An 18,648-nucleotide genomic window follows, 5' to 3' on the forward strand; every position below is an offset into this window, starting at 1 on the left:
CGGTCGCACCGGGGAGCGGGTCCACCGACCCGGCCACGGCACCCGCCGAGGCCACGGGCCTGACCTCGTCCGCGGTCGCGGACGCCTCGGGCACGGCCACGAGCACGAAGGGTGCCGGGCCCGGCGGCCGGTGGTTCGGGCGGGCTCCCCGTGCCCGGCGCCGGGGGCTGGCGCCCGGCAAGCGGCTGCCCGCCTCCCGGCTCATCGGTCCGGCGCTGTTCCTCGCCCTGTGGGCCGCCGCGTCCGCCGCCGGACAGCTCGATCCCGGCGCGATCCCCGCGCCCTGGACGGTGCTGCGGACCACCGGTCACCTGTGGACCGACGGCACCTTGCCCACCGACGTGCTCACCTCCCTGGAACGCGCGGCGTACGGCTTCGCGTTCGGCCTGACCGCCGGCGTCCTCCTCGCCCTCGCCTCCGGGCTCAGCCGCGTCGGCGAGGCGCTGATCGACGGGACCGTGCAGCTCAACCGGGCGATCCCGACCCTCGGTCTGATCCCGCTGTTCATCCTCTGGCTGGGCATCGGCGAGACCTTCAAGATCGCGATCATCGCCATCGTCGTCTACATCCCGATCTATCTGAACCTGCACTCCGCACTGTCCGGCATCGACCACCGGTTCGTGGAACTCGCCGAGGTACAGGGGCTGTCGAGGCTCCGCTTCATCCGGGAGATCGTGATCCCCGGCGCGCTGCCCGGCTTCTTCGTCGGGCTGCGGCTCGGCGTGACCGGCTCCTGGCTCTCCCTGGTCGTCCTGGAGCAGATCAACGCCACCAGCGGCCTCGGCTACATGATGTTCCAGGCCCAGAACTACGGCCGGACCGACATCATCCTCGTCGGCCTGCTGATCTACGGCATCTTCGGGCTCGTCTCCGACAGCGCGGTTCGTCTCGTCGAACGAAAGGTGCTGTCATGGCGACGCACGCTCAGCAGCTGACCCGCCCCCACACGGTCCGACTGCGCGGCCTCACTCGGTCGTTCGAGGGCCGCACGGTGCTCGACGGAATCGACCTGGACCTCCCCGCGGGCCAGTTCACCGCCCTGCTGGGCCACAGCGGCTCCGGCAAGAGCACCCTGCTGCGCGCCATCGCCGGCCTCGATCACGGCGTCGCCGGGAGCGGGGAACTCGCCGCCCCGGAAAGGGTGTCGGTCGTCTTCCAGGACTCGCGGCTGCTGCCGTGGCGCCGCGTCCTCGACAACGTCCTGCTGGGCGCGGACGGCCGGGAGGCGGCGGAGAGGGGCCGCTCGGCCCTGGCCGAGGTGGGACTCGCGGGGCGTGAACGGGCCTGGCCCAACGAGCTGTCCGGCGGTGAGGCACAACGCGCCGCCCTGGCCCGCTCCCTCGTCCGCGAACCCGAATTGCTTCTGGCAGACGAGCCGTTCGGGGCGCTGGACGCGCTCACCCGGATCCGCATGCATGTGCTGCTGCGCGAACTGTGGGAGCGCCACCGGCCGTCCGTGCTGCTCGTGACGCACGACGTGGACGAGGCGATCGTGCTCGCCGACCGGGTGCTCGTGCTCGACCACGGCCGTATCGGCGTCGATCTGACCATCGACCGTCCGCACCCCCGCTCGTACCGCGATCCCCTGCTCGGCGAGTACCGCGAGCGGCTGCTGAACGCCCTCGGGGTGACCGAGGACCTGACAGGAGCGCCGGACAACGGCGCGGCCGGGCCGGACGCGTCCGCGCACCAGAAGGAGAAGCACCTGTGACCAGCCCGCGCCGGCTCCATCTCAACGCCTTCCTGATGAGCACCGGTCACCACGAGGCCTCCTGGCGGCTCCCGGAGAGCGACCCGTACGCCCACGTCGACACGGCCCACTACGTGCGGCTCGCGCGGATCGCCGAACGCGGCACCTTCGACTCCCTCTTCCTCGCCGACGGCCCGGTCCTGTTCAACAGCGTGGGCCAGCGCCCCTCCGGCGCGCTCGAACCCATCACCCTGCTCACCGCGCTGGCGACCGCGACCGAGCACATCGGCCTGATCGCGACGGCTTCCACGTCCTACAACTCCCCCTACAACCTGGCCCGCAGACTCGCCTCCCTCGACCACATCAGCGGCGGCCGCGCGGGCTGGAACATCGTGACCACCGCGGGCGCGGAGGCCGCCCGCAACTTCGGCCTGGACGACGAGCCTGCCCACGCCACCCGCTACCGCCGCGCCGCAGAGTTCCTGGACGTGGCGCTCAAGCTCTGGGACAGCTGGGAGGACGACCTCGTCGTCGCCGACAAGGCGGCGGGCGTCTGGGGCGACCCCGGCAAGATCCATCCCGCGCGCCACAGGGGCACGTACTTCAGTGTGGAGGGCGCCCTCAACGTGCCCCGCACACCCCAGGGTCACCCGCTTCTCGTGCAGGCGGGCTCCTCGCAGGACGGCAAGCACTTCGCGGCCCGGTACGCGGAGGCGGTGTTCACCGCCCAGCAGACCCTCGCGGACGCCCAGGACTTCTACGCCGACCTCAGGTCCCGTACCGAGCGGGCCGGCCGGAACCCGGACCACGTCAAGGTCCTGCCCGGCATCGTCCCGGTCATCGGCTCGACCGAGGCGGAGGCGCGCGCCCACGAGCGCGTCCTGGAGGACCACATCGTGTACGAGCACGGCGTGAGCCACCTGGAGCGTCTGCTGCGCCTGGAGCCCGGCACGCTCGGCCTCGACGCGCCGCTGCCCGACGATCTGCCTCCGGAGAGCGCGATCGAGGGGGCCAAGAGCCGCTACACCCTCGTCGTGGAGCTCGCCCGGCGCGAGCGGCTCACCGTCCGCGAGCTGATCGGCCGGCTCGGCGGCGGGCGGGGTCATCTGACCTTCGCCGGGACGCCCGAGCAGGTCGCCGACACGATCGAGGAGTGGTTCCGCGGCGGCGCCGCCGACGGCTTCAACATCATGCCCGCCGTGCTGCCGTCCGGCCTCGACCTGTTCGTCGACCACGTGGTGCCGATCCTGCGCGAGCGGGGTCTGCTCCGTCGTGAGTACGGGCCCCGGCAGACCCTGCGGGAGCGCTACGGGCTTCCGCGCCCGGCCAACCGGTACACGGCGGCGGCCGCGACGGCGACGGCGGCCACGCTCCCGGCGGCGGCACCGGCACCCGCACCGGCGGCCGCGTCCGCCCTCTCCTGAACCGGCTCGCACCGCCAGGACCGTCCACCCCCGAGCCGCCGGATGTCCGAACCTCCGGCCTCCGAACGCCCGGCCTCCGAACCTCCGAACGTGCATTCCAGAACGCCGCATTTAGAACCGAAAGGACCCGTACCCATGTCGGACATCGAGATCCAGAAGGTCACCGCGCACATCGGTGCCCGCGTCCTGGGCGTCGACATCTCCAAGCCCCTGGACGACATCACCGCCGCCGCCCTGCGCACCGCCCTCAACGAGCACAAGGCGCTGGTCTTCGACGACGTCGACCTGGACGACGAGGGCCAGCAGGCCTTCGCCCGCCACTTCGGCGACCTCACCACGGCGCACCCCACCGTTCCCGCCGTGGACGGCGCCCCGAACGTACTGCCCGTCGACAGCGAGCGGGGCCGCGCCAACCACTGGCACACCGACGTGACCTTCGTGGTCAACCCGCCGCAGGCCAGCACCCTGCGCAGCATCACCGTGCCGCCGTACGGCGGCGAGACGCTGATCGCCAACTCCGCGGCCGCCTACCGGGATCTGCCCGAACCGCTCCGCGCGTTCGCCGACACCCTGTGGGCCGAGCACACCAACGACTACGACTACGCGGTGCCGGACGAGAGCATCGACGAGGAACAGGCCGCGCAGCGCGCGCAGTTCACGTCCATCACGTTCCGCACCGCTCACCCGGTCGTCCGGGTGCACCCGCTGACCGGTGAACGCGGCCTGTTCATCGGCGGGTTCGCACAGCGGATCGTCGGTCTGTCGGTGTCCGAGTCCCGCAAGATCCTCGACCTGCTCCAGGCGTACGTGACACGGCCCGAGAACGTCCTGCGCTGGCGCTGGTCTCCCAACCAGCTCGTCCTGTTCGACAACCGCATCACCCAGCACTACGCGATCGACAACTACGACGGCCTGCCGCGGCGGCTGCACCGGGTGACGGTCGCCGGTGACGTGCCGGTCGGCGTCGAGGGGAAGGAGAGCCGTTCGATCGAGGGAGACGCCTCGCACTACACGCCGGTGGCCTCGTGACGCCGTACCGGCTCGGGTGACGGACGGCGGACGAGGAACGACGGACGACGGACGACGAACGACGGACGACGGACGACGGGAAGGCCCCCGCGAGGATCCCCCTCGCGGGGGCCCTCCGTCACGGCCCGCACGGCACGTTGAGCGAGAGCAGGGCCACGGTCCCGTCCTCCACCCGGAGTTCGCTGATCGCCGCGTTGCGCAGGGCCGGCAGGACACGGCGGTACTCGCCCAGCGGGATGGACAGCGCGGTGCACAGCACCAGCCGCAGCAGGGTGTTGTGGGCGACGACCAGGACGCGTTCGCCCGGGTGGGCCTCGGCGATGCGGCGCAGGGCGCGGGTTCCCCGGGCCGCCGCCGTGCGCGGATCCTCCGCCTCGGGGAACGGGTAGGACACCGGATCGGCGCGGAACGCCTTGGCCCGGACCGGGTTCTCCCGCTCGAACTCGGCGAGCGTGCGGCCCTCCAGCACCCCGAAGTCGCACTCGCGCAGGGCGGGTTCACGCCGGGCGACCAGCCCGAGGGCCCGGCACGCGGGCTCGGCGGTGGCGACGGCGCGGGACAGGGTCGAGGTCCAGATCGCGTCGACGGGGTGCGCGGCGGCCCAGCGGCCGAGGGTCTCGGCCTCGGCGCGGCCCTCCTCGGTGAGGTGGACGTCGCTCACTCCGGCGTAGCGGTTCTCCGCGTGCCAGACGGTCTGCCCGTGCCGGGCCAGGAGGAGGGCGGTACTGCGGCTCGTAGTACTCATGAGGCCGCAGTATCCAGGTCGGGCCGGGCCCGCGGGCGCGCCACGACGGGTCCGGTACGGGGCCGGGTAAGAAGCGCCCGGCGCGCGGGCCCGGCGCGCGGAACGGGCCGGCGCGCCGGGGTCCGCGTGGACTACAGGTTGCTGAAGTCCGGTCCCGCCGTACGCGTGCGCTTGATCTCGTAGAAGCCCGGCACCGAGGCGACCATGAGCGTGCCGTCCCAGAGCTTGGCGGCCTCCTCGCCCTTGGGGGCGGGGGTGACGACCGGGCCGAAGAAGGCGATCTGCTCGCCGTCGGCGCCGGGGACCGCGATGACGGGGGTGCCGACGTCCTGGCCGACCTTGTCGATGCCCTCCTTGTGGGAGGCGCGCAGTTCGGCGTCGAACTCGAAGTTCTCCTGGTCGGCGTAGTCGATCAGGTCGGCGGGCAGTCCCACCTCTTCGAGGGCGCCGGCTATCGCCTCCTTGGTCGGGCCCGCGCCGTCGTTGTGGAAGCGGGTGCCGAGCGCGGTGTACAGCGGGCCGAGGACGTCGTCGCCGTGCTTCTGCCAGGCGGCGGTGACCACCCGGACGGACTGCCACGCCGTCGTCGCGAGCATCTCGCGGTACTGGTCGGGAAGCTCGTCGAGCTTGGGCTCGTTCAGTACGGCGAGGCTCATGATGTGCCAGCGGACCTCGATGTCGCGGACCTTCTCCACTTCCAGCACCCATCGCGAGGTCATCCAGGCCCAGGGGCACAGCGGGTCGAACCAGAAGTCGACGGGGGTCTTGCCGGAACTGGTCTGAGCGGTCTGCTCGGGCATGGCTCTCCTCGGAACGCGGTGTTTCCCGTGGCAACACCGGCACGCGTCCGCACCATTCCCGCGCATCCGTGCGATTCCAGGGTCGCCATGGGGATTCCCCTGTGTCGCCGTCGCCGCGCTGCCCACCGTAAGGAGCACATGGCAGGATCGGCCCTGTTCGCACATGTCTATGACGCCATGAGGGAGTGCCGCCGTGCCCGGTGAGAATCTGTCCCGCGACGAGGCCCAGGAGCGGGCGGCGCTGCTGTCCGTCGACAGCTACGACGTCTTCCTCGACCTGCGCTCGGCCGTCGGGGAGACGGAGCCCGGCGGAGCGGCCGGGGAACCCCGCACCTTCCGTTCGGTCACCACGCTCCGCTTCCGCTGCGCCGAGCCGGGCGCCGCGAGCTTCGCGGACCTGATCGCGCCGGGTGTGACGGCCGTCTCCCTCAACGGGCGGGACCTGGACCCGGGTGAGGTGTTCGACGGCTCCCGGATCCGCCTGGAGGACCTGGCGGCGGAGAACGAGCTCGTCGTGGACGCCCTGTGCGCCTACTCCCGGACCGGCGAGGGCATGCACCGCTTCGTCGACCCCGAGGACGGCGAGGTGTACCTGTACACGCAGTACGAGCCCGCCGACTCGCGGCGCGTCTTCGCGAACTTCGAGCAGCCGGACCTCAAGGCGCCGTTCCGCTTCGAGGTGCGGGCTCCGGAGGGCTGGACCGCCTGGAGCAACGGCGCCGGCGAACTCGTCGACGGCGTGTGGAAGTTCGCCGAGACCAAGCCGATCTCGACGTACATCACCGCGGTCGTGGCGGGCCCGTACCACTATGTGACGGACTCCTACGCGCGCACCTTCGACGACGGTACGACGCTGGAGATCCCGCTCGGCGCGATGTGCCGCAAGGGCCTGGCCCCGTACTTCGACGCCGACGACGTGTTCCTGGTGACCAAGCAGGGCCTGGACTTCTTCCACGACCACTTCGACTACCCGTACCCCTTCGGGAAGTACGACCAGGCGTTCGTGCCCGAGTACAACCTCGGCGCGATGGAGAACCCGGGGCTCGTCACCTTCCGTGAGGAGTACATCTTCCGCGGGAAGGTGACGCAGGCGTCGTACGAGGCGCGGGCGAACGTCATCCTGCACGAGATGGCGCACATGTGGTTCGGCGACCTCGTCACCATGGTCTGGTGGGACGACCTGTGGCTGAAGGAGTCCTTCGCCGACTTCATGGGCACGTTCGCGAACGTCGGCGCGACCCGCTTCACCGACGCCTGGATCACGTTCGCCAACCGCCGCAAGGCCTGGGCCTACCGCGCGGACCAGCTCCCGTCCACCCACCCGATCACGGCCGACATCCGTGACCTGCAGGACGCCAAGCTCAACTTCGACGGCATCACCTACGCCAAGGGCGCGTCCGTCCTCAAGCAGCTGGTGGCGTACGCCGGGCAGGACGCCTTCCTGGAGGGCGCCCGCCGCTACTTCAAGCGGAACGCGTACGGGAACACCCGCCTCGGCGATCTGCTGTCGGCCCTGGAGGAGACGAGCGGACGGGACATGACCTCCTGGTCCCGGTCCTGGCTCCAGACCGCGGGCGTCAACTCCCTCACCCCGCAGGTGATCCTGAGCGCGGAGGGACGGATCGCCGAGCTCGCGGTGCTCCAGGAGGCGCCGGAGTCGCACCCCGAACTGCGCCCGCACCGGGTGGCCGTGGGCCTGTACCACCGTGCGGACGGCGACGGCCCGCTCGTGCGGTACGCGCGCGCCGAGGTGGACATCGACGGGCCGCGCACGGTCATCTCCGAGCTGGCGGGAGCGGAGGCACCGGCGCTCGTCCTCGTCAACGACGACGACCTCACGTACTGCAAGATCCGCTTCGACGAGGGTTCGCTGGCCACGCTGCGCGACGCGCTCGGCGAGATCACCGACCCGCTCGCGCGGGCGCTGTGCTGGTCGGCGCTGTGGAATCTCACGCGCGACGCGATCGTGCCCGCCCGGGACTTCATCGCCCTGGTGCTGCGTTTCGCGGGCCGCGAGTCCGACATCGGCGTCCTGCAGATGCTGCAGGCCTGGACGAACTCCGCGCTCGTGAACTACGCGGCGCCCGACTGGCGCGAGGAGGGCGGAGCGCTGCTGGCCGAGGGGGCGCTGGCGGAACTGCGCCTCGCCGAGCCGGGCGGCGAGCACCAGCTCGCCTGGGCCCGCTTCTTCGCCACCGTCGCCTCCGGCGAGGCCGATCTCCAGCTCCTCCAGGGTCTGCTGGACGGGACGGCGAAGATCGACGGCCTGGAGGTCGACCAGGAGCTGCGCTGGGCGTTCCTGGAACCGCTGGCCGCCCGGGGCGCGGCCGACGAGTCCGTCCTCGCCGCCGAACTCGCCCGTGACGACACTGCGTCCGGCAAGCGGCACCAGGTCCGCTGTCTGGCCGCCCGGCCCTCGGCCGCGGTCAAGGCGCAGGCCTGGGCGGCCGTCGTGGAGTCCGACGCGCTGTCCAACGCCCTCGTCGAGGCGACGATCTCCGGCTTCGGCCAGCCGTCCCGGCGCGACCTGCTGGAGCCGTACACCGCGAAGTACTTCGCCGCCATCGAGCGCGTCTGGGCGGAGCGTTCCATCCAGATCGGCATGGACGTGGTCAGGGGCCTGTTCCCCTCGCTCCAGGACTCCCCGGAGACCCTGGCCGCGACGGACGCGTGGCTCGCGGCGCACGAGGACGCGCCGCCGGCGCTGCGGCGGCTGGTGCTGGAGTCGCGCGACGATCTGGCGCGGGCGCTGCGGGGGCAGGCCTGTGACATCGCCGCCGCGGGCTGATCACCCGTCCTGAGCGGACCCGGAGGGAGAGGGCACCGGCGCCACGGGCGTCGGTGCCCTCTCCCGTGAGCCGGGCCGGGCCGGGCCGGGCGACGGCGTCTCCGGCGGACCGGGGCCGCCGCCACGCCCGCGGTGTCGGGAGCCGGTGGGGTCTCCGGTGCGCTGATCCGATCCAGGATCGGCCGGTTGATCCGATCCACGCATCGGCCGGTTGATCCGATCCGCCCATTGGTCGACTGATCGGATGCCCGCACTGATCGACTCATCCGATGCGCGCATTCGTCGACTGATCCGATGCGCGCACTGGTTACAAAATGGAGGTATTCACACCCGTAACCCCTATGAACACGCACGCGGACCAGCACCGTTCTCCGGTCGAACGCGCGTGCTTTCGGGAGAGGTTGTCCCGATTCGCCGACGGACGGGTAACAGCCGTTAGAAGTCGGCTTCCCGGCGGAAAACCCCGGACCATGAGTCACAGCGCCCCCATCTCCCCCCGCACCCTCCGCACCTCGTCCCCCGTACGGGAGCGGGTCCTGACCGCCGCCCAGTTGCGCGTCCGCGGCGTGACCGCCGCGGACGCCAACGAGCGGTGCCGGCCCGGCGGACCCTGGCAGCGGATCCTTCCCGGCGTCTTCCTGCTGCGTCCAGGGCCGCCCACGCCCGAGGAGCGGCTGCACGCGGCGCTGCTCTACACGGCCCGGCCCCCCTCCGCCCGCACGGCACCCCGCATCCCGGCCCAGCCCCGCTCCGCGGAACCGCGCGACGACCGGCCCGTCGCGGACGCGCTGATCACCGGCCTGGCCGCGCTGGCCCTGCACGGCTTCTCCTGCGCTCCGCCGCTGTCCTCCCTCGACACCATCGACGTGCTCGTCCCCCGGCTGCGCCGGCTGCGCTCGGCAGGCTGCGTCCGCATCGTGCGGACGACCGTGCTGCCGGCGCCCGCGTACGTGGCCGGGGTCCCGGTCGCCGCCGTCCCCCGCGCGCTGGCCGACGCGGTCGCCGGGCTGACCGACGCGGAGGCCGTGCGCGCGCTGCTGACGGAGGCGGTGCGCCGCGGCTACTGCGAACCCCGCTCGGTGGTGGAGGAGCTGACGGCGGCCCGGCTGCTCGACCGCCCGCACGTGGTGGACGCCGTGGACTCGCTGGTGGCGGAGGGCAGGGCGATCGCGGAGAACCGTCTGTACCGGATGGTCTTCGAGCACGGCCTGCCCGACCCGGTCTGGAACGTCGACCTGCGGCTGCCCGGAGGCCCCCACCTCGGCACGCTCGACGCCTACTGGCCCGAGCAGGCGGTGGCGGTCGAGCTGGAGACGCGGAGCCCGCTCCAGGAGGCGGACGACGCCCGGGCCTGCGAGCGGACCCGCAGGCGCGAGCATCTGGAGCGGCTGGGCGTCACCGTCGTCCACATCACCCCGCGAAGGCTCAGGGACGCGATGGAACAGCAGGCGGCGGTCGTACGGACCGCGCTCATGGCCGCGAACGACCGCGATCCGGCCGCTTATGTCGTGGTGCTGCCCAGGTCGTGACGGACAGGGCCGCGCCCGGAGGGGAGGGAGGGGGCCCACGAGTCGTTCTCGCGGGCCTCCTCCCGGGTTCCGGTGGCGTTGTCAGTGCCCGCATCTACTGTGGGGCGGGCAGGGGCTTCCCGGCCGGACGCTTCTGCCGTGACGAGCCGGACCAACGACAGGAGAGTGTGATGACGACCCTGCCCGACCGCCCGAACACGGCGCTGCTGGTGATCGACATGCAGCACGGAGCGGTGGACGGCGCCCACGACCTCGCGGGCGTGATCGCGAACATCGAAAAGCTCGTCGCCAGGGCCCGCGCCGAGGCGGTGCCGGTGATCTGGGTGCAGCACTCCGACGGTCAGATGAAGTACGGCAGCGAATCCTGGCAGTACGTGCCGGAACTGGTCCGCGAGGAGGCGGAGCCCGTCGTCCACAAGAACTGGGGCGACTCGTTCGAGGCCACCGACCTGGAGGACCTGCTCGCCGAGCGTGCCGTCGGCCATGTCGTGGTCACCGGCGCCCAGACCGACATGTGTGTCCGCTCCACACTCCACAGCGCCTTCACCCGGGGGTACGACGTCACGCTGGTCGGCGACGCCCACACCACGGAGGACCTCACCGCGTACGGCGCTCCCGCCCCGGCCGACGTCGTCGCCCACACCAACCTGTACTGGAGGGAGCAGCGCGCGCCCGGCCGGCGCGGGGACACCGTCGAGACGGCGGACGTGACCTTCGCCGCGAGAGTCGCCGGCTAGAGCCGGTCGGACAGGCTCCGGGAGGGGCCCGCGGCCGGGGTTCCGGTCAGACCCCGGGGCGGGTTCCTCTCCGCGAGCTAGCCCTTCTTCAGGATCAGCTCGGTGTTGCGGTCGCGGGAGGTGCCCGACAGGTCGGTGCGGGCTCCGGGGGCGTTGAAGGAGAGCTCGCGGTACAGCGCCGCGAGGCCCGTCTGGGTGAGGTCGGAGAAGTCCGTGGCGTGCGGGGCCGCGGACTCGATGAGGGTGGTGAACAGCGAGAGCGTGCCGTCCTTGTTGTCCACCAGCTCGATGACCCGGGCGAGCTGGGGGAAGTCGACGTGGGAGGCGGTGCAGACCTCCCAGAAGGAGCGGTTGCCCGGGGCGGCGTGCGGGATGATCTCGTTCTTGTGGGTGTGTCCGTTCACCCACGCCAGCGTGTTGCTGAAGCGGGCGAGCAGCGCGACGACCTCGTCACCGCCGTGCCGCCGCTCGGCCGGGTGGGCGGGGTCGGGGTGGGTGTTGCGCATCGTCTTGCTGGTGTGGTGGCTGAAGACGATGACGTAGGAGTCCGCGTTCTCGCTCAGGGTCCGCTCCAGCCAGCGCAGTTGCGCCGTGCCGATGGAACCCTCGTAGTGACCGCCGGGGTCGGTGGTGTCCAGGCTGACGCCGATGACGTCCTCGGCGATCCGGAACGTGTAGTACTGGGTGCCCGCGGACAGGTTCGCGGAGGAGTAGCCGTGACCGATCGGGCCCGGTCCGGTGTACGCGGGGTCGAGGTGTGCCTTGACGTACTCGGCGGGGGTGAACGGGGCGCGCTTCTCGTCCGGCGTGACCGAGCGCATCTCGCGGCTGTGCGCCATGAGCAGATCGTGGAACGCGGCGCCCTTCGGGCTGCTGCCGTTCTTGATGCTCTTGGCCAGGGCGGCGGCCTCCGCCGAGCCCAGCGACATCAGCTTCTTGCCGCCGACGGCGAACTCGGTGAGGTAGGAGTCGCCGCGCGATCCGTAGCAGCCGAGCGGCAGTGCGTCGTGGTTGCCGACGGTGGAGTACCAGGGCAGCTTCAGGCCGGGGCTGCGCAGCTCGCGGATCGCCGCCTCCAGGAAGCCCTGGACGCGCGGGAAGCCGAGCTGCTTGTCGGCGTCGCGCAGGGCGGCGTCGGGCTGCCAGTAGGTCTTCAGGCCGCTGGCCTGGACGCCCTCGTAGTGCCGCGGGTCGCCGCTGTTGGGGGTGATGCGACCGCCGCTCATGACCTTCAGGAACCACTCCAGCTCCGTCTTGGAGTTGTTGTCGGTGTTGTCCCCTGTGGTCATGACGAAGTGCAGCGGGGTTCCGGTGGCGGGGGCTCCGTGCAGGGAGTTGACCCGCTCGATGAGGGAGACGGCCCCCGCGACGGTCAGCGTCTCCTGCGGGCGCCAGGCGCTCTTGTTCTGGGAGCGCAGGTACTCCAGGCGCAGCGGGTGCTGGGCGTCGATCAGGTGCAGGTCGGTGAGCTGCACGAACGCGGCGAGCGCGGTGCGCCGGTCGGCCCGGCCCGTCTTGGGGGCGGCCAGTTCGTCGCGCACGACGCGCTTCCAGCCGGCCCCGTCACCGAGCCGGCGGTATCCGGTCGAGCCGGAGCGCGGGGTGGCCACGGAGCCCAGCGTCGTGCCGCGGGTGTACGGGGCGAGCGCGGCCGGCCCCTTCGGACCGGCGGTGGCCAGGCGGCCCTCGGCGTGGGCGACGGAGTCGGCGACGGGCGCCTGGGCGGCGGTCGCCGCGTGCGCGGGGGCCTGCGGGCGCAGGGCCAGACCGATCCCCGCGGAGAGGGACACCGCTCCGGTGGCGGCCAGCAGGGTACGGCGGTTGAGGGCGGGTGCGGTGGCGACAGAGCGTATGCGCGGCATGGCGCGGTCTCCCCGAGTGCGAACGCGTCGACAGTGGCCGCGGGGCGCTCGACCGGCGAACTCCCCGCTCGTACTGGATCGTTGGCATTGGGGATGACCTGCGCGTTAACTGGGAAGCAACGGGCGACGCCGATCACCGTACGTCGATCTTCGCGCACCCTGGGCGTCCATGGAGTCCTGTCCGAACGGCCGGTGGACGGTCACTCCGTGTTCACTTTGCGGGGTAGGGGAAGTGGATCCGGGTGCGCGGCCCGGCCGTTCAGGGATGCGCCCGGCCCTTCGCGGATTCCTCCGCCCGTTCACGGATTCGCCGGCGAGTAGGCGGGCGCGGACCAGCGCAGCGGGCTGGCGCCGGGCGTCTCGACGGCCTCGGAGAGGGTGAAGCGGACGGTCCGTTCACCGTCGGGGGCGAACTCGGTGCGGGCCGTGCCGGTGAGCTGGAGCACCGACCCCGAGGTCCAGTCCAGGAAGAGCAGACCGGCGCGCGGATCGGCGGTGAGGTTGCCGAGGGTCAGGAACATGGAGTTCCCGGGGTAGTCGGGCCAGCTCAGTTCGCGGGGGGTGTCGACGCGCACGAATCCGGGGTTGCCGCCGCGGTGGCTCGCGTCGGCGCCGTGCGGGTGGACCGTGGCGACGAAGAAGGTGTCGGCCGCCGCGACGAACTCCCGCTGCGACGGGGTGAGTTCCGTGCCGCGACTGGGCACGCCCGGCGTACGGCCGGTCACCCTCTCGTACGTCTGCCGCTGCTGGAGGTACTTGGGGCAGTTGGCGAAGACCTGGTCGGCCTCGACGGCGAAACCGCGCGGGGTCGGCCGGACCCGGCCGTCCAGGCGCATACGGCGACGGGTGCGCGGGTCGAGCGCGATGGTGCCGACGGCGGTGCCCGGTTCGGCGAGCGCGGCGGTGAGCGGGTCGCCGGCCGGGAGGCCGCCCACGACCGAGATCTGCCGGGCGCCGGTGGCCCGCACGAAGCCCGGCTCGCCCGTGAGCAGCGAGGCCCACACGGCGCCGCCGCCCGCCGGGCCGGCCTCGCCCTCCCGTCGCGTGCCGCCGTCCGGGGCCGCCGCGCCGACGATCAGCATGGGCTGGAGTTCGAGGAAGGCGGCGGCGACGGGCCGGATGCCCTGGCCGACGGCCCGGCCCACATGGTCGGCGAGGTCCCGGACGCCCACCCGGTCCTGGATCGTCCGCGAGCCGGAGTGATACGTCATGACGACTCCAGGTGACTGGGTGACTGGGTGACTAGAAGAAACCGCAGGTCGGTGCGGACGCGTTCGGTGCCGGCGCCTCCTCGGCGCCGCTCAACGCGAAGATCTCCAGGCGGGTGCCGTCCGGGTCGTGGAAGAAGACGCCGCCCGAGGCCGCGCCCTCCCGGTGGGCGACGACACCTTCGTAGGCGAACGTGACGCCGTAGTCGCGCAGGGCGCTCTCGTACTCCCTGACCTGCTCGACGGAGTCGGCTTCGAGGGCGAGGTGGTGCAGGCCCGCCAGGCCCGTGTCGTGGGCGCCGCGCGCCTGCTGCCAGAGCGTGAGCGCGGGGCGGCCGTCGCCGGACAGGGATCCGAGGAACGCGTACCGCCGCTCCCCGTCGTCGCCGTCCTTGCCCTCGCCGAGCACCCCGAATCCGAGGACGTCGCGGTAGAAGGCGAGCGAGCGGTCGAGGTCCGTGACGTTCAGGCCGACGTGGCCGGTGCGCAGCGTCATGACAGGTGCCCTTCTGCCGGTGGCCGCCCCATTGAAGAGCTAACCCTTGTAAACGACATTAAGGGTTAGAATCGAGAGCGTCAACCGGTGACCTACTCTTGAGCGGTTAGCAGCGAAGGGAGACCCCCGTGTCCAGCAGCCCCGATCCCCGCCCCCTCACCGGCGAGCCGGTCTCGCTCGACCTGCTCAACACCCGCTGGGTCCAGGAGGGCGCGGTACGGGACCTGCTGGCCGACACCGAGGGCCTCGCGGTGTGGCTGGCCGGCAACGACTTGGACTTCCCGGCCGACGACACCGTCCTGCGGCACACGCTCGAAGCCCGCGACGCCCTGCGCGCCGCCGTCGACGCACCCCACGACCAGGAGGACGGACGAGACCTCCGCTTCCCGGCCGGGGCCGCCGCCCGCGTCGACGCCGTCCTCGCGCACGGACGCGTCCGGCTGACCCTCACGGACCGAGGGCCGGGCGGGACGCCGGAGTTCGACGACCCCTCCTGGGGCCCGGCCTGGCTCGCCGCACGCGACTACCTGGAACTGCTCCGGGCCGCCCCGGACCGCATCCGCCGCTGCGCCCACGAGGCCTGTGTCCTGCACTTCTTCGACACCTCGCGCAACGGCACCCGCCGCTGGTGCTCGATGGCGGCCTGCGGTAACCGCGCGAAGGCGTCCCGCCACTACGCGCGCACAAAAGAGAGCTGAATCGACAAAGAGAGACATCCGAGCCGTCCGGGATATCCCTTCATAGCCCGTCATCGACGGCATGACGCATGGCGGAAGTACGCCATGCGTCCATCCGCACTTGGTCAACTCTCCCCAAACAACTGCCCCTTGGGTAAAGCTGAGCGGTCATCCGGGTTCACATTCCGGACTGATGCGACCGGCGCCGGAAGAACCACCGGAATCGGCCGTTCCACGCTCGTTCCTTTACCTACAAGGGATGCAGATGACCTCCGAACCTCAGCGCGCACCTATATCGGGCGCGAGACGCGTGGCCCGACTGGCCATGGCAGCGGGCCTGGTGGCCGCGCTCTCCGCGGCCGGGCCGATACCCATGGCCTTCTCCGCGGACTCGGACGTGCCCACGGCCGATCCCGGCACCAAGTCCGCCACCGCCAAACTCGGTTCGGACGACGCCGACCTCCTCGCCGACGCCAAGGCCGACGGCGACAAGAACGTCACGATGATGATCGCGACGGCTCCCGGCCAGACCGAGCAGGTCGCCGAGGAACTGGACGCCGTCAAGGGCGGCTCGGTGGGCCGCAGTTACGACAAGCTCGGCTACGTCCGCGCCACCGTCCCGACGAGCAGGGCGGACGCGGCCATCGCCGCCGCCGCGAAGCTGTCCTCGGTGCACGGGATCGACCTGCGCCAGGAGATCGCGCTGGACGACCCGACCCCGAGCGCCGACACGGCCAAGCACGGAAGCAACACCTCCACGGCCGCCACCTACTCCGGTCCCGGCAAGAACACCCCCGCCGAGAACCCGTACAACCCGTCCTTCGAGACGGGTGCGGTGGACTTCGTCAAGGACCACCCGAAGGCGGACGGCCGGGGCATCACCATCGGCATCCTCGACTCCGGCGTCGACCTGGGTCACCCGGCCCTGCAGAAGACCACCACCGGAGAGCGCAAGATCGTCGACTGGGTCACCTCGACCGACCCGATCCTCGACAGCGACGGGACCTGGCGGCGCATGACCAACCCGGTCAGCGGCCCGACCTTCACCATCGCGGGCGCCACCTGGAAGGCCCCCGCGGGCAACTACCAGTTCAACCTGTTCCGCGAGTCCGCCACCGCAGGCGGCGACGCGGCGGGCGACGCGAACCGCGACGGTGACACCACCGACGTGTGGGGCATGCTCTACGACCCGGCTGCCGGCACGGTCACCGTCGACCTGAACAACAACAACGACTTCACCGACGACACGCCGATGAAGCCGTACAAGGACGGTTTCCAGATCGGCTACTTCGGTACCGACAACCCGGCGACGGACGTCGTCGAGCGGCAGCCGTTCGTCGTGGAGATCCGCAAGGACGTCCCGACGGACCCCTACGGCGGCGACTGGGTCGGCAAGAAGGCCGACTTCGTCAACATCGGCGTCATCGAGTCCGAGCACGGCACCCACGTCGCGGGCATCACCTCCGCCAACGGCCTGTTCGGCGGGAAGATGAACGGCGCCGCCCCCGGCGCGAAGATCGTCTCCTCCCGTGCCTGCACCTGGACCGGCGGCTGCACCAACGTGGCGCTCACCGAGGGCATGATCGACCTCGTCGCCAACCGCGGCGTCGACATCGTCAACATGTCCATCGGCGGCCTGCCCGCGCTCAACGACGGCAACAACGCGCGCGCCGAGCTCTACACGCGTCTCATCGACACCTACGGCGTCCAGCTCGTGATCTCCGCGGGCAACTCGGGCCCCGGCGCGAACACCATCGGCGACCCGGGCCTGGCCGACAAGGTCATCTCGGTCGGCGCGGCCATCTCCAAGCAGACCTGGGCCGCCAACTACGGCTCCCAGGTGGAGAAGAAGTACGCGATGCTGCCCTTCTCCTCGCGCGGCCCGCGTGAGGACGGCGGCTTCACGCCGACGCTGAGCGCGCCCGGCGCCTCCATCAACTCCACCCAGACCTGGCTGCCGGGCTCCCCGGTCGCCGAGGCGGGCTACACCCTCCCGGCCGGCTACTCGATGCTCCAGGGCACCTCGATGGCCTCCCCGCAGGCCGCGGGCGCCTCGGCGCTGCTGCTGAGCGCGGCGAAGCAGAAGGGCATCAGCCTCACCCCGGCCACCCTGCGCACCGCGCTGACGTCGACGGCCGACCACATCAAGGGCGTTCAGGCGTACGAGGAGGGTGCGGGCCTCATCAACATCGTCGACGCCTGGGACTCCATCCGGGACGGCGCCACCGCCCACGACTACACCGTCAAGGCGCCGGTCGACACCGCGATCGACTACGCGCTGAAGACGCCGGGCTTCGGCACCGGCCTGTACGACCGCGAGGGCGGCCTCAAGGCCGGGCAGCGCAAGACGTACGACATCACCGTCACGCGCACCTCGGGCGCGGACCGGCCGGTCCGGCACGAGCTGTCCTTCGCGAACAACGCCGGGGACACCTTCCGCATCCTCGGCAAGGACGAGGTGAACCTCCCGCTGAACCAGCCGGTCACCGTCAAGGTCCAGGCCGCGCCGGAGTCGGCCGGGCTCAAGAGCGCGATCCTCGAGGTCGACGACCCGCGCACCGAGGGCGTCGACAAGCAGATCCTGTCGACCGTCGTGGTCTCCTCGCCGCTCAAGTACACCTACAGCAAGTCGAGTTCGGTGCAGCGCAACAGCACCACCTCGTACTTCGTGACGGTCCCCGAGGGCGCCACCTCCCTGGAGGTCGCGATCGGCGGGCTCAAGGACAAGAGCCAGACCCGGTTCATCGCGATCCACCCGTACGGCGTCCCGGTCGACAACACCAGCACCCCGTACTGCTACAACAACTACCTCGACGGCAACGGCTGCAAGCCCGACGTGCGCGCGTACGCCGACCCGCAGCCCGGCGTCTGGGAGATCGAGGTCGAGGCGCGCCGCACCTCGCCGCTGCTCGACAACCCGTACAAGCTGGACGTCGCCGTGCTCGGCGCGGCCTTCGACCCGGCCGTCGTGACCGTCCCCGAGGCCAAGGTCGGCACCCCGGCCACCGCCTCCTGGAAGGTGACGAACAACTTCGCCGCGATCGACGGCAAGCTCAAGGGCGGTCCGCTCGGTTCCTCCAAGAACGCGCGGCCGACCATCACCGAGGGCGCGACGCAGACCACCACGGTCGACGTGCCCGCGGGCGCCGCGTCGCTCGACGTGGTCATCGGCAACGTCTCCGACAACGCCGCCGACCTCGACCTGACGGTGAAGAACGCCGCCGGGACCGTCGTCGGGCAGTCGGCCGACGGCGACTCGGAGGAGGCCGTCTCCATCGCCAACCCCGCCGCCGGGACGTACACCATCGAGGTCGCGGGCTACGCGGTCCCGTCGGGTTCGACCGCCTACGACTACCGGGACGTGTTCTTCTCGAGCGCGCTCGGCACGGTCTCGGTGGACGACTCCACCCCGGTCAAGCTCGCCACCGGCGCCTCGGCCACGGTGTCCGGCTCGGTCACCGCCGCCGCGGCGGCGCCCGAGGGACGCGAGTTCTTCGGTCAGGTCCAGCTGGTGAACGCGCGCGGCACGGTCGCGGGCCTCGGCAGCGTGAAGATCGAGAAGGTCACGCCGTAGCGGTGTGACCCCCGGCCGCGCGAGCGGCCCGGGAACCCGGGGCGGGCGTCCGGAAACGGACGCCCGCCCTTTCCCGTGCCCCCGTGCCC

At 71.6% G+C, this 18,648-nt stretch carries 14 protein-coding genes; 9 read left to right on the forward strand and 5 right to left on the reverse strand.

All coding sequences use genetic code 11. From position 1 onward, the window contains the following. Nucleotides 1–59 precede the first annotated feature (59 nt). The 4 genes from ACFYYF_RS24830 to ACFYYF_RS24845 all read left to right on the forward strand — a co-directional run bounded on the left by ACFYYF_RS24830 (nt 60) and on the right by ACFYYF_RS24845 (nt 4,143). Nucleotides 60–935 (forward strand): ABC transporter permease, encoded by an 876-nt coding sequence (locus ACFYYF_RS24830; protein WP_388779940.1) that lies wholly within the window; start codon nt 60–62, stop codon nt 933–935. Further along, nucleotides 911–1,711 carry an ABC transporter ATP-binding protein gene (locus ACFYYF_RS24835; RefSeq protein ID WP_388779259.1) on the forward strand — a complete coding sequence of 267 codons (801 nt, stop codon included), beginning with the start codon at nt 911–913 and terminating at the stop codon, nt 1,709–1,711. The genes ACFYYF_RS24830 and ACFYYF_RS24835 overlap by 25 nt, the downstream gene beginning before the upstream one ends. Further along, entirely contained in the window at nt 1,708–3,114 is a 1,407-nt protein-coding gene (locus tag ACFYYF_RS24840) for an LLM class flavin-dependent oxidoreductase (protein ID WP_388779261.1), read from the forward strand. Before ACFYYF_RS24835 ends, ACFYYF_RS24840 begins: the two co-directional genes overlap by 4 nt. A gap of 135 nt (nt 3,115–3,249) precedes the next feature. Then, a complete protein-coding gene (locus ACFYYF_RS24845) occupies nt 3,250–4,143 on the forward strand; it encodes a TauD/TfdA dioxygenase family protein (RefSeq protein ID WP_388779263.1) in 894 nt (297 codons plus the stop codon). Between the two features lie 118 nt (nt 4,144–4,261). Here the strand turns inward: ACFYYF_RS24845 and ACFYYF_RS24850 are convergent, their stop codons facing one another. Both ACFYYF_RS24850 and ACFYYF_RS24855 read right to left on the reverse strand, forming a co-directional pair. After that, nucleotides 4,262–4,888 carry a histidine phosphatase family protein gene (locus ACFYYF_RS24850; protein ID WP_388779265.1) on the reverse strand — a complete coding sequence of 209 codons (627 nt, stop codon included), beginning with the start codon at nt 4,886–4,888 and terminating at the stop codon, nt 4,262–4,264. Nucleotides 4,889–5,019: 131 nt separating this feature from the next. Then, a complete protein-coding gene (locus tag ACFYYF_RS24855; RefSeq protein ID WP_361693593.1) occupies nt 5,020–5,688 on the reverse strand; it encodes a DsbA family protein in 669 nt (222 codons plus the stop codon). 193 nt (nt 5,689–5,881) lie between these two features. Here ACFYYF_RS24855 and pepN point away from each other — a divergent pair, with 193 nt between their 5' ends. From pepN to ACFYYF_RS24870, 3 genes are all read left to right on the forward strand, one after another. Then, entirely contained in the window at nt 5,882–8,476 is a 2,595-nt protein-coding gene (gene pepN, locus ACFYYF_RS24860; RefSeq protein WP_388779269.1) for an aminopeptidase N, read from the forward strand. 470 nt (nt 8,477–8,946) lie between these two features. Then, nucleotides 8,947–10,005 carry a hypothetical protein gene (locus ACFYYF_RS24865; RefSeq protein WP_388779271.1) on the forward strand — a complete coding sequence of 353 codons (1,059 nt, stop codon included), beginning with the start codon at nt 8,947–8,949 and terminating at the stop codon, nt 10,003–10,005. Nucleotides 10,006–10,175: 170 nt separating this feature from the next. Then, the gene (locus ACFYYF_RS24870) at nt 10,176–10,742 is read left to right on the forward strand and encodes a cysteine hydrolase family protein (RefSeq protein WP_388779274.1); all 567 of its coding nucleotides are present in this window, start codon (nt 10,176–10,178) and stop codon (nt 10,740–10,742) included. Between the two features lie 77 nt (nt 10,743–10,819). On the opposite strand, the gene ACFYYF_RS24875 is transcribed toward ACFYYF_RS24870, so the two are convergent. The 3 genes from ACFYYF_RS24875 to ACFYYF_RS24885 all read right to left on the reverse strand — a co-directional run bounded on the left by ACFYYF_RS24875 (nt 10,820) and on the right by ACFYYF_RS24885 (nt 14,308). Further along, nucleotides 10,820–12,604 carry a TIGR03767 family metallophosphoesterase gene (locus ACFYYF_RS24875; protein ID WP_388779277.1) on the reverse strand — a complete coding sequence of 595 codons (1,785 nt, stop codon included), beginning with the start codon at nt 12,602–12,604 and terminating at the stop codon, nt 10,820–10,822. Between the two features lie 299 nt (nt 12,605–12,903). After that, entirely contained in the window at nt 12,904–13,815 is a 912-nt protein-coding gene (locus ACFYYF_RS24880) for a pyridoxamine 5'-phosphate oxidase family protein (RefSeq protein ID WP_388779280.1), read from the reverse strand. Between the two features lie 31 nt (nt 13,816–13,846). Next, on the reverse strand, nt 13,847–14,308 hold the full coding sequence (locus ACFYYF_RS24885) for a VOC family protein (protein WP_388779283.1): 462 nt from the start codon (nt 14,306–14,308) through the stop codon (nt 13,847–13,849). A gap of 128 nt (nt 14,309–14,436) precedes the next feature. Between ACFYYF_RS24885 and ACFYYF_RS24890 the strand changes: the two genes are divergently transcribed. Continuing rightward, on the forward strand, nt 14,437–15,006 hold the full coding sequence (locus ACFYYF_RS24890) for a CGNR zinc finger domain-containing protein (protein WP_388779286.1): 570 nt from the start codon (nt 14,437–14,439) through the stop codon (nt 15,004–15,006). A gap of 244 nt (nt 15,007–15,250) precedes the next feature. Beyond that, a complete protein-coding gene (locus ACFYYF_RS24895) occupies nt 15,251–18,559 on the forward strand; it encodes a S8 family serine peptidase (RefSeq protein WP_388779942.1) in 3,309 nt (1,102 codons plus the stop codon). Nucleotides 18,560–18,648: the final 89 nt, after the last annotated feature.

The sequence above is a fragment of the Streptomyces sp. NPDC001914 genome, assembly GCF_042891215.1.
Taxonomy (GTDB): domain Bacteria; phylum Actinomycetota; class Actinomycetes; order Streptomycetales; family Streptomycetaceae; genus Streptomyces.

Excerpts from the sequence above, each read along its gene's own strand:
- ACFYYF_RS24835 (WP_388779259.1), top strand. The coding sequence starts at position 911 with ATGGCGACGCACGCTCAGCAGCTGACCCGCCCCCACACGGTCCGACTG.
- ACFYYF_RS24845 (WP_388779263.1), top strand. The coding sequence starts at position 3,250 with ATGTCGGACATCGAGATCCAGAAGGTCACCGCGCACATCGGTGCCCGC.
- ACFYYF_RS24850 (WP_388779265.1), bottom strand. The coding sequence starts at position 4,888 with ATGAGTACTACGAGCCGCAGTACCGCCCTCCTCCTGGCCCGGCACGGG.
- ACFYYF_RS24855 (WP_361693593.1), bottom strand. The coding sequence starts at position 5,688 with ATGCCCGAGCAGACCGCTCAGACCAGTTCCGGCAAGACCCCCGTCGAC.
- ACFYYF_RS24865 (WP_388779271.1), top strand. The coding sequence starts at position 8,947 with ATGAGTCACAGCGCCCCCATCTCCCCCCGCACCCTCCGCACCTCGTCC.
- ACFYYF_RS24870 (WP_388779274.1), top strand. The coding sequence starts at position 10,176 with ATGACGACCCTGCCCGACCGCCCGAACACGGCGCTGCTGGTGATCGAC.
- ACFYYF_RS24875 (WP_388779277.1), bottom strand. The coding sequence starts at position 12,604 with ATGCCGCGCATACGCTCTGTCGCCACCGCACCCGCCCTCAACCGCCGT.
- ACFYYF_RS24880 (WP_388779280.1), bottom strand. The coding sequence starts at position 13,815 with ATGACGTATCACTCCGGCTCGCGGACGATCCAGGACCGGGTGGGCGTC.
- ACFYYF_RS24885 (WP_388779283.1), bottom strand. The coding sequence starts at position 14,308 with ATGACGCTGCGCACCGGCCACGTCGGCCTGAACGTCACGGACCTCGAC.
- ACFYYF_RS24895 (WP_388779942.1), top strand. The coding sequence starts at position 15,251 with ATGACCTCCGAACCTCAGCGCGCACCTATATCGGGCGCGAGACGCGTG.